Raw genomic sequence first — 9,618 nt, forward strand, 5'->3', positions numbered from 1 at the left:
GGCGGGCCCCCGCCGCCTCCCGGCGCCCCCGTGCCACCCGCGCGCGGCCACCCGATGCGGCGGGACCTCGGGACCGCCCCGGCGCGCCCCCCCGCCGGCGGCGGCCTGGGCTGCCACCGCTGCTGTCGACGTGTCCGCCGGGGGTAGGGCCGGATCGGACGGGCCGGGGTGGTGGCCGGCATCACCGTTGAGCGGCCCGCCCGCCGTGCGGAACGCGGCGTCCAGGCGCTCGAAGAAGAGCGTCCGGTTCGGCAGCCGGGTGAGGGGGTCGTGCAGGGTCTGGAAGGCGAGCCGGTCGCCGAGCATCCGCTGCTCCGTGACGTCCTCGACCACGGCCAGGGTGGAGAGCGGGTTGCCGTCCCCGTCCCTGATCAGGGAGACGGTCACCTTGCTCCACACCGAGCGGCCGGTCCGGTGCCGGAGCCGCCGTTCGAGGCGGAGGCGTTCGTGCTTGCCGTGCGCGAGCTCCTGGAACAGCGCCCGAGGCGTCTCCTCGGGATCGATCAGGTCGTGGATCCGCATCCGGACCAGGTCGGCGGCATCCCGTCCCAGCAGTGCGGCGAAGGCCGGGTTGGCCTCGATGATCCGGTCGTCGTCACCGATCAGGGCCATGCCCACGCCGGCATCGGCGAACGCCGCACGGAAGCGGGACTCACTGGCGGCGACGGTCGCCAGCAACTGCGTCGTCCGGTCACCGAGCGGGGTCCCGCAGGTGGGGCAGACGGGTGCCGTGTCACCGTTCACCCCGAGCCCCTCAGGTCCCTCAAGTCCCTCAAGTCCATCGGGCCGGAGCCCGCCAGGAACCTGGGGAGCGTGGTGCCGGGCCCGGTGCAGGTCCTGGGGCTGGGGCTGATCATGAGAGGAGGCCGTGGCGGTCGGCCGGTCCGGACGGGCCGGCGGTGTGGGCACCGCTTCCGGCCGGCCGGGTCGTTCATGGTGCAAGTCCTCGTGCCGCACGCCCAAGTGGTGTGCGTCGACACCCTCATTCCGGCCCGGCACGGCATGCTCCCGTCCGCTGCTCACCTCGACCCGGACGGCTGCCCGTACGGTGGTGCTCCACGTCCCCGCTCGGCCGTCGTTGCGCGACGGCCCCACGGTGCCCGACAGGGAAATCCGGGGCTCGGACCACTGCCGCCGATCATAGGCCGCGGGGGTTCCGAAGGACGACCGCCGCCAGGGTGATTCGTCAGGTTTCTGTAAGAGTATGGGGATTCACGACGATGCCCCCGGTCCCCATGGTGAGACGGGGGCCGGGGGCGGGTCGTCCGAGGCCGTCGCGTGCCGCCTCCGGAGACCGCCGGATGCGGTGGGACGCGGTGGGACTCGGACGGGGCTGCCCGGTCAGGCCAGCTTGGCCGTGAGGGTGATCGTCGTTCCGGTGAGGGCCTGGCTGACCGGGCAGTTCAGCTTGGCGTCCTCGGCGGCCTTGGTGAAGCCGGCCTCGTCCAGGCCGGGCACGTCGCCGGTCACGGTCAGGTGGATGCCGGTGATGCCGGTACCGGGCTGGAAGGTGACGTCCGCCTGGGTGTCCAGGGTGGTCGGCGGCGTTCCCGCCTTGGCGAGGCCGTTCGACAGCGCCATCGAGAAGCACGCGGAGTGCGCGGCGGCGATGAGCTCCTCGGGGCTGGTCTTCCCGTTGGGCTGCTCCGCGCGGGCGGGCCAGGAGACCGGGTACTCGCCGATGCCGGACGAGGCGAACGTCACCACGCCCTTGCCGTCGAGCAGGTTGCCTTCCCAGGCGGTGCGAGCGGTACGGGTGGTTGCCACGATCAGGTACCTCCTGTGCTGGGGGAACTGCTGGGTCGTCACGTCCGGCTGTGCCGTGACCAGCCTACGTGTCGATTGTCCGCCGGACGGGGTGGTCGGCCGTACCGCCACGCCCTACGGTCCGTGCGCGGGACCGCCCGGCACCGTCGACCGGTCTGTTGCCCGCCGGGCAGGACCGGCGCCGTGTCCGGCCGCCCGTCCGGTCGGCTGTCCGGATGGTGGACGGTCGCTCCAAATCGCGGGAGTTCGGCGGGCGGCCCCTGTTAGATTTGCCGAGGCCCGAGCCGGTTACCGCGCTGCTCGGGCGTGCCCAGCCGAGCAAGCCCCGGAGCGACCCGCGATGACCGACCAGCCCACGAACTCCGCCGCCGACGCGATGGAGGGGATCGACGAGACGGTGCGCGCCGAGCTGACCAGCCTGCGCGAGAGCATCGACAACATCGACGCGGCGGTCGTCCACATGCTGGCCGAGCGGTTCAAGGCGACCCAGCGGGTCGGCCGACTGAAGGCCGAGCACAAGCTGCCCCCGGCCGACCCGACCAGGGAGCGCGAGCAGATCGCGCGGCTCCGTGAGCTGGCGGCGGGCGCCCACCTGGATCCTGTCTTCGCCGAGAAGTTCCTGAATTTCATCATCGCTGAAGTCATCAGACACCACGAGGCGATCGCCGCTGAGCCTCCGACCAGCTAAGCAGTCCGGCCGCCGAGGCGAGCCGCACCCGAATGAAGATCATCCGGGCGATATTCGGGAGATCATTTCTGGGAGTCCTCCCAGATGGTCTCCCAGCCGAGGTGATCCATTGCCCGCTCGTACCGCCGCTGGAAGGCGTCGATCCGGTGCCGGCGCATGGGCGCTGTTGGGTGCTGGTACTTGGCCTTGATCCCAGGATACTTGTGCCCAGCCTGCTCGTGGGAGAGCAGCGGGTGCACGTCCTCCTCGGCCTGCCAGGTGTCGTGGGTGTGTCGCAGGAGGCGCATGGTCAGCCCCGGGTGGATCGGCTTCCACGCCTCGCATGCCGGCCGCCCCCGGCCCGGCGGGCGGGCTGGGCGGCCGTCGGCTGCCGGCCGGATCACCTCCCACCACGCATTGCGCCACCACCACTTCCCTGTCGCCGTGGTGAAGACGTACTCGTGCGGCCTGCCGTCCAGATGCTCCGCGATCAGCGCGGCGAGGAATGGGGGCAGGTCGATCTGCCGCGCGCTCTTCTCGTTCTTCGGTGGCTCCAGGCCCCGGAAGCTCGTCCTCTTCCCGGTCTCCGGATCGCGCACTGCGTACTCGGCCAGGGCGCCGACATCCGGGTCGATCCGGATCGTCGGGCAGGTGAATCGGCCGCCGTCTTCGTCCTGCTCCCGAAGGACGAGAGCGTTGTCGCGGTGGAGGCCGACGAGCTCCTCCCAGCGCGGGCCCGCAAAAGCGGCCGCCACGATATGCAGCCCGTTGTTCGGCCCCATCCGGCGGGCGAGCCGCAGCACGTTCTCCGTCGTGGCATAAGGCACCACGGCGGGCTTGTCCGCTCTCCCGGCCGGCTTCTTGGCCGCAGCCCCCGGGAAGGTCAGCCTCCGGTTGTACAGGTGGTTGACCGGGATCCGGCGGGCATCGACGGCACCGGTCAGGATCCGAGACAGCAGACCGACGGCGTCACGGATGGTGCTCTCCGCGGCCGACCCGGCCAGCGACCGGGCCCAAGCCTCGACCTCGAACCAATTGAAGGCGATCAGTGCGGTGTCGCTCCACCGCGGCAGCACGTGGTACTCCAACAGGTTCCACCGGTTGTCGGTCGTGCGGCCGCGCGGTGACTGTGCCTGGAGCCATTCGATCGCCCAGTCTCCGAAGCGGGCCCTGCCCAGCTTCGGGTCGATCCACCGACCCGCACGGATCGCGGCTTCCTGCTCCTCGCCGTATCGCTCGGCCGTCAGCTTCGTCGGGAACCCGGGCTCGCTCTTCCACTTCCCGTCAGGCCCCAGGAATCGAGCGCGCCAGGTGGTCTTGCCCTTCTTGCCCGTGGCCTCGCTCACACGCTTCTCTGCGTACGCCATTTCCCCTCCGTTCCGTCGGGCCGGCGGGGCCCGCGCTGCTCACGGTAGGCCCCGCCGGGCCAGAAGGTGGCGCCGTGCAGATGCTCACGGCAGGTATGACGTCAAGCTGCCCGTGCGTCCGAGCAGACCGTGCGTTCAAGGCTGGCCGCGTCCTCTTCCGAGAATTCGTGCTCGTCCAGCCACACAGTCGTTTCGGCACCCGGGATCCGCTCGATGTACAAGAGCCCGCCGTGGGGGATTTCCGATACGCGAACGAACCGCATGGGTGGCCCCCGGTTACCTGGTAGGTCGACCCCCCATCAGGTAATCGGAATGCTGCCACACGGTTCGCCCTAGAAACAGCCGGTTTTGGTGGTTTGTTGATGCCTCAGCGGGGGGACTGGGGGTCTTCCGAGAAGATCTCGCGCGCGGCACGCTGCAGCTTGGCCCACTTTCTCAGGTCCTCGCGCATTTGCTCCGGCGTCGCGTCGGGCCGTTCGCCCCGCTTGAGGATGAGCACCGCCACCGAGTCCGGGTCGTCCGGCGCGAGGTCGATGACGTCACCGTCGACGACCTTCCCGCCTATCAGTGCCAGCCTGACCCGCTCTGAGAGCTCATCTAGGACGCTTGCGGCTGCAGTCGGCGCTCCAATCTCGTGTGTCGATCTGGAGGCCCCGGCCGGCGTGGGAGCACCTCCGGTCAGAACCTGCTCGATGCTGCCTTCGGTCCATCCGAGGGCTCTCGCGATGGCGAGATGGGTGTGCAGCACCTTCGGGTGCGCGCGTTCTCCTCGCTCCAGCGACTGGACCGTGGACCGGCCAACGCCGACGGCTGAGGCCAGGTCCTGCTGGGTCATGCCCAGGGCTTTGCGTGCGTGCGCCACGGCACGGCCGAGCGCGGGCCAGTCGTGTGTCATGCCTCCATGATGCCCCACTTCCATGCAACCGCAGCGTAGGTATCCAGCCTTTTGACCTGCATCTAGGGCTCGCGTGAAGCCCGAATGGTTGCATCGCTGGCGGCCGGGGTGGCCATCTCTTGACCCTTGAGCCCAAACGTCAGCCAAAGTGAAGTCAAACGCTTGATTGTTGAGCCCTGAGTGTGGTTCTCTTGCGTGGTGACACCGAATGGCGCTGCGATCAGGACCGTCAGGAAAGCTCAGGGATTGGGCTTGAGGATGGTCGCCTTCCGCATCGGGAAGGACCGCGGGTTCCTCTCCAAGGTCGAGCGCGGGCTCGCCGGGGCGAGCGACCGGACCCTGCGCGACATCGCCGTCGTCCTGGACGTGCCCCTCCAAGCGATCATCCGAGAGGAACTGACGTGAGCACGCTGGCCAAGGCCACGCGCCGTACCCGTAAGAAGCCGACGGCCCCCGACCCGGGCAGCCTCACCGAAGCGGCCCTTAGGCACTACACCGCCGAGGAGATCGAGGAGCTGCGTCTCCTGCCCTGCAAGGCGTCCTGGCTGAAAAGGAAGGCCTACGCCCGCGAGATCCCGTTCAACGGGACCGCCGGAAAGCTCACCTGGCGCCTCGACCAAATCCTCGAAATCAGCCGCGAGTTCGACTCCATCCCCGTTGGTGTTGGCCGCGCCGCGTGACAGCAAAAAGGCCGCCCGAGCCACCGGACGGCCGGCACCACCCCACCTAGAGAAGGGCGGACGCCTTGTCCTCCATCATGCCATTCAGCTTCCCGGAGACCGGAACCGCGGTCCGGGTCGTGACCACCGACGACGAGCCGTGGTGGGTCGCGGCCGACGTCGCGAGCATCCTCGGCTACTCCGCCGCGTCGGCGATGACCCGGACGCTCGCGGACGACGAGAAGGGTGTGCAGACTCTGCACACCCCTGGCGGCGAGCAGCAGTTCACCGTCATCAACGAGCCCGGCCTCTACTCCGCGATCATCCGCAGCCGCGTCGAGGGCGCGCAGCGATTCAAGCGCTGGGTGACGCACGACGTTCTGCCGAGCATCCGTCGGACGGGCCGGTACGAGGCGGCCCCGCCGTCGCCGCGGGAGCTGGCGGCCCTGGTGCTCGCCGAGGCGGACCGGGCGGACGCGGCGGAGGCGCGCGTCGCCGTGCTGGAGCCGAAGGCGGCCGCGCACGACACCTACCTGTCGGCGGGGTCGGGTGACCGGCTGGTGCGCGAGGTGGCGAAGCTGCTCGGCTGGCGGCAGCAGGATCTTCGGCAGTTCCTGATCGCGGAGCGGCTGATCTTCGCGCGGACCGCGGACTGTGGGACGACGCAGTGGGACTTCTACGCCAGCCACGGGCGGCACTTCCGCTCGGCGGAGCACGTGGTCGAGCACCGCACGACCGGCCTGTGCTCGCACTACACGCTGCACGTGCGGCCGGCGGGCGTGGACCTGATTCAGCGGCGGATCGCCAAGCGGCAGGCTGAGCCGCGCAACGTCCTCCAGGGCGGTGCCCGATGAAGACCAGCGAAGACCCGATCGCCAAGCGCTTCAAGCGTGAGACCGCCGAGCACCAGCTGACGATCCTCCGCGAGGACGGCCTGTACCGGCACCTGCGCATGGCGAACCCGCAGTACGGCGGCGTGTACAGCTTCGACGTCCTGACCTGGCCGAATGGCCTGCTGATCCGCGGTGACGGCCCGAACTTCGTGTTCTCGTCCCACCCGACCGCCGACCTGTTCGAGATGTTCCGCGGCTCCAGCCGGCACGGCATCAACCCCGGCTACTGGCGCGAGAAGGTCCGGGCCGGCCAGGTGAAGGCCTGGTCGGAGGAGCGGTTCCGTGCCTGGCTGACGGCGAAGGTGGCCACCGACGGCCCGAGCAACCCGGGCCTGGCGGACGCGGTCAATGAGCAGATCCTCGAGAACGGCTACCACAGCCTCGAGTACGAGGACGGCGCCCGTACCGCCGTCGCGTGGTTCGACCACGACGACTACGACCTTGAGTTCCCCGCCAAGTGGGAGCGGGACTTCGACGACTGGTCGTGGGAGTACCTGTGGGCCTGCCACGCGATCGTGCGCGGCATCGCCGAGTACGACCGGGTGAGGGCCGAGCAGCCGGTGACCGGCCAGGCCGCCAGCTGGGACGACCCGGCAGCCCTCGACGCCAGCGCGTACCGCTACCTGGCCGACGGCATCGGCGCAACCATGGCCGACCCGAACGAGTGGGACGGCGACGACGCCGAGGAGGCCATCCTCCTCCGATACGTGAAGCACCTCGCCGACGGCCGCGCTCGGGTGCTCGCCGCGTGCGACGCCGCCGAGCGGCAGTCCACCCGCTGGGAGAACCCGCTCCCCGTGCCCGAGTGGGTCGCCACCGTCCGTACGGCGGCCGCCCTGGCTGGCAGCGAGGGCGCGCGATGACCAGCACCCAGACCTGGATCCAGCGCCAGTACGGCGTCCCGGCCCGCCGCGGCCTCCAGCTCATCTGGCACGAGCGCGGCAAGCACGACACCCAGCGGGCCATCCCTGTGACCATCACCAGCTGCCGAAACGCGTACCTCTACCTGCGCTTCCCCGACCGCCAGCGCCCGTTCCCCGCCCACCCCACCTACGCGCTGGAGTGGCCAGAGGTCCGGCAGCCCAAGCGGCGCGGATGGTGCTGGGGCTGCGCGGAGAACCGCGGCCTCGACGCCGACGGCAACGCCCTCCCGCACCACCGGCGCGACCGGTGGGGCCGGTGGCTGTGCGTCGGATCGGGCCGGCCGCCGACGCACCCCGTTGTCTGGCGGTCCGGTCGGCTCGACATCGCGGACTACGAGGCCGGGCTGTGAGCCCCATCGCCGCGCTGAACGCGCGCCTCGCCCGCCGCCTCGCCCGCCGCATCGCGCGCCGGGCCGCCGCCCGCCCCTGCTGCTACGGCCGCTGTACCACCGCCGACCAGCGCGCACGGGCCGCCCGCGCTGCGCTCTGCCCGTGCGGCTGCGGCCGCCCCGCCGGCCAGCACTGGCCGCCCGCCGTCCCCATCACCTTCCCCGCCCAGCGCACCGCCGAGGAGTCCCGATGATGCTGCCCGAGTTCATCGCCCGCCACATCGCACGGCACCGCGACCAGCAGGTCGCCCTCGAGAACAGCCGGCTCCGCTCCGACATCGTCGACCTGCGCGCGGACATCCTGCGGCTCTCCCTCCTCGGCGCTGACAACGCCGAACTGCGGGCGGCCGCCCGGCGGGCGGTCGATGTGCTCTACCGCATCACCTGGAGCACCGGCGAGTCTGACGCCGATGCGGTCTCCGCCCGGGAGCAGTTGCAGCGCGCGCTCCGCAAGGCCACCCCGGCCGGCCCGGCCCGGTGACCGCCACCTCGGTCGGCGCCCTGGCCGGCCTCCTTCGACCCGGCGACCCCGAGTGGCGCGACCGCGCCCTCTGCCGGGCAGCCAAAGACCCCGACCTGTTCTTCCCCGGCACGGGCGGCGGCCCGAACGGCGAAGCCGTGAGGAACGCGCGCGCCTGGTGCAACCGGTGCTCGGTCTGGGCGGCGTGCCTGGACGACGCCATGCACCAGGAAGGCAGCCGGGGCCCCGGGTACCGGTACGGCATCCGCGGGGGACTCACCGCGAAGGAACGCGCCGACGAGTACAAGCGGCGCAAGCGCACCGCCCAGGCCAGCAGCGCCACCGGCGGGGGCCGCTGATGGAGGCGGGCCGGTGCGGCTCCGGCCGCGAGCTGTGCGGCGCACGGGCCCGCCTCTACCCCGCCGGATGGCGCTGCCCCCGCCACACCCCCGCCGCCCAGGCCGGCCGCCCCGAGCCGGAACCCGGCCCCGGCTACACCCCGCAGCGCCTCGCCACCCCGGTTTCCGCCAGCGCCCTCGTGGACGCCCGCGCGATCGCCTCCGGCAAGCGCCGCAGCAGCACCCAGACCTACCGCCTCGCCCAGGCCGCCACCGGCCGGGCCACCAGCTCACCGAACGGAGAACCCCGTTGAGCCTCACCATCCCCGCCGCCGCCCTCACCCGCGCGATCGAGCGGATCACGCCCCACGTCTGCGAGGACGACTCGCTCCCGGCCCTGAACGGCCTGCGCCTGGAGATCCGCAGCGACTGGCTGATCGTCACCGCGACCGACCGCTTCACCATGGCGTTCGACCGCTTCGAGGTCGCCACCAGCTATGAGGCGAACGCCCTGCTGCGCCGCGCCGACATCCCCGCCGTCCAGGCCTGGCTCGACCGCCTCGACGGCGACGCCACGGTGCGCGTCACGGTCGACGTCCAGGGCGAGGACTCCGTGCTCACCCTCAAGGCCGGCTGCGAGCAGATCCGGGTCGCCGCCCCGACCAGGCACGTCAACCAGTACCCGGCCTGGCGCAAGATGCTCGCCAAGCTGCTCGACCAGGACGTCGAGCAGGTGCCGCTCACCTGCTTCACCACCCGCTACCTCAGCCGATTCGAGGCCGCCGGCCGCATCGTGCACGCCTGGCAGACCGCTCCCCGCTCCCCGCTGTTCCTCGCCACCGACGGCGGCAACTTCCTCGGCCTGGTCATGCCCGTGCGCGTCGAGGACAAGACCCCGGCCGACATCCTCTCCGACTGGATGCCGATGCTGTGCCGCACCGCCGACGTCGACGGCGCCACGTACGACCTGGACGCCATCTGGTCCGACAAGGACGGCGACCCCTGGCAGTACAGCGGCGCCGACAACGACCGCGGCGAGCCCCTGATGGCGGTCGTCGGCATCGACACCGTTCCGGACGACCGGGTGCCGCTGGTGGAGGTCGTCGCCCTGTACGGGCCGCTCACCCGGGCGGTGGCCCGGTGAGGTTCCCGGCGCGCGCCCAGTTCTGCTGACCCGCCCTCTGTACGGCCCGCGGCGGGGTGACCACACCTCCGCCGCGGGCGACCAGGCCGCACCAAACGAGAGAACCCGCACAAGCC

Annotated in this window: 15 protein-coding genes; 11 read left to right on the forward strand and 4 right to left on the reverse strand. The window is 71.3% G+C overall.

Annotation, left to right across the window (positions count from 1 at the left end):
• Together ACFV0G_RS09045 and ACFV0G_RS09050 are read right to left on the reverse strand one after the other, a co-directional pair.
• Window positions 1–744: PAS domain S-box protein (locus tag ACFV0G_RS09045; RefSeq protein ID WP_380544035.1), on the reverse strand; the 744-nt coding region annotated here is incomplete at its 3' end.
• A 597-nt stretch (window positions 745–1,341) separates the two neighbouring features.
• Complete coding sequence (locus ACFV0G_RS09050) at window positions 1,342–1,767, reverse strand: OsmC family protein (protein WP_380544038.1); 426 nt, start codon at window positions 1,765–1,767, stop codon at window positions 1,342–1,344.
• 340 nt (window positions 1,768–2,107) lie between these two features.
• Between ACFV0G_RS09050 and ACFV0G_RS09055 the strand changes: the two genes are divergently transcribed.
• Window positions 2,108–2,455, forward strand: a complete 348-nt coding sequence (locus tag ACFV0G_RS09055; protein WP_380544041.1) for a chorismate mutase — start codon at window positions 2,108–2,110, stop codon at window positions 2,453–2,455.
• A 62-nt stretch (window positions 2,456–2,517) separates the two neighbouring features.
• On the opposite strand, the gene ACFV0G_RS09060 is transcribed toward ACFV0G_RS09055, so the two are convergent.
• On the reverse strand, window positions 2,518–3,801 hold the full coding sequence (locus ACFV0G_RS09060; RefSeq protein WP_380544044.1) for a hypothetical protein: 1,284 nt from the start codon (window positions 3,799–3,801) through the stop codon (window positions 2,518–2,520).
• Window positions 3,802–4,168: 367 nt separating this feature from the next.
• On the reverse strand, window positions 4,169–4,696 hold the full coding sequence (locus tag ACFV0G_RS09065) for a helix-turn-helix transcriptional regulator (RefSeq protein WP_380544047.1): 528 nt from the start codon (window positions 4,694–4,696) through the stop codon (window positions 4,169–4,171).
• Window positions 4,697–4,894: 198 nt separating this feature from the next.
• On the opposite strand from ACFV0G_RS09065, the gene ACFV0G_RS09070 reads away from it, so the two are divergent.
• The 10 genes from ACFV0G_RS09070 (at window position 4,895) to ACFV0G_RS09115 (ending at window position 9,502) form a co-directional block, all read left to right on the forward strand.
• Window positions 4,895–5,101, forward strand: a complete 207-nt coding sequence (locus ACFV0G_RS09070) for a helix-turn-helix domain-containing protein (protein ID WP_380544160.1) — start codon at window positions 4,895–4,897, stop codon at window positions 5,099–5,101.
• Complete coding sequence (locus tag ACFV0G_RS09075) at window positions 5,098–5,376, forward strand: hypothetical protein (protein WP_380544050.1); 279 nt, start codon at window positions 5,098–5,100, stop codon at window positions 5,374–5,376. The genes ACFV0G_RS09070 and ACFV0G_RS09075 overlap by 4 nt, the downstream gene beginning before the upstream one ends.
• Window positions 5,377–5,453: 77 nt before the next feature.
• Window positions 5,454–6,209 carry a phage antirepressor gene (locus ACFV0G_RS09080; protein WP_380544052.1) on the forward strand — a complete coding sequence of 252 codons (756 nt, stop codon included), beginning with the start codon at window positions 5,454–5,456 and terminating at the stop codon, window positions 6,207–6,209.
• Window positions 6,206–7,111 carry a hypothetical protein gene (locus ACFV0G_RS09085; RefSeq protein WP_380544054.1) on the forward strand — a complete coding sequence of 302 codons (906 nt, stop codon included), beginning with the start codon at window positions 6,206–6,208 and terminating at the stop codon, window positions 7,109–7,111. The genes ACFV0G_RS09080 and ACFV0G_RS09085 overlap by 4 nt, the downstream gene beginning before the upstream one ends.
• On the forward strand, window positions 7,108–7,521 hold the full coding sequence (locus ACFV0G_RS09090; protein WP_380544057.1) for a hypothetical protein: 414 nt from the start codon (window positions 7,108–7,110) through the stop codon (window positions 7,519–7,521). Before ACFV0G_RS09085 ends, ACFV0G_RS09090 begins: the two co-directional genes overlap by 4 nt.
• On the forward strand, window positions 7,518–7,754 hold the full coding sequence (locus ACFV0G_RS09095; RefSeq protein WP_380544060.1) for a hypothetical protein: 237 nt from the start codon (window positions 7,518–7,520) through the stop codon (window positions 7,752–7,754). The genes ACFV0G_RS09090 and ACFV0G_RS09095 overlap by 4 nt, the downstream gene beginning before the upstream one ends.
• Complete coding sequence (locus tag ACFV0G_RS09100; protein ID WP_380544063.1) at window positions 7,751–8,041, forward strand: hypothetical protein; 291 nt, start codon at window positions 7,751–7,753, stop codon at window positions 8,039–8,041. Before ACFV0G_RS09095 ends, ACFV0G_RS09100 begins: the two co-directional genes overlap by 4 nt.
• Complete coding sequence (locus ACFV0G_RS09105; RefSeq protein WP_380544066.1) at window positions 8,038–8,379, forward strand: WhiB family transcriptional regulator; 342 nt, start codon at window positions 8,038–8,040, stop codon at window positions 8,377–8,379. Before ACFV0G_RS09100 ends, ACFV0G_RS09105 begins: the two co-directional genes overlap by 4 nt.
• Window positions 8,379–8,672 carry a hypothetical protein gene (locus ACFV0G_RS09110; protein WP_380544069.1) on the forward strand — a complete coding sequence of 98 codons (294 nt, stop codon included), beginning with the start codon at window positions 8,379–8,381 and terminating at the stop codon, window positions 8,670–8,672. Before ACFV0G_RS09105 ends, ACFV0G_RS09110 begins: the two co-directional genes overlap by 1 nt.
• Window positions 8,669–9,502, forward strand: a complete 834-nt coding sequence (locus ACFV0G_RS09115; RefSeq protein ID WP_380544071.1) for a phiSA1p31-related protein — start codon at window positions 8,669–8,671, stop codon at window positions 9,500–9,502. The genes ACFV0G_RS09110 and ACFV0G_RS09115 overlap by 4 nt, the downstream gene beginning before the upstream one ends.
• Window positions 9,503–9,618: the final 116 nt, after the last annotated feature.

It is taken from the genome of Kitasatospora sp. NPDC059571 (genome assembly GCF_042735675.1).
Taxonomy (GTDB): domain Bacteria; phylum Actinomycetota; class Actinomycetes; order Streptomycetales; family Streptomycetaceae; genus Kitasatospora.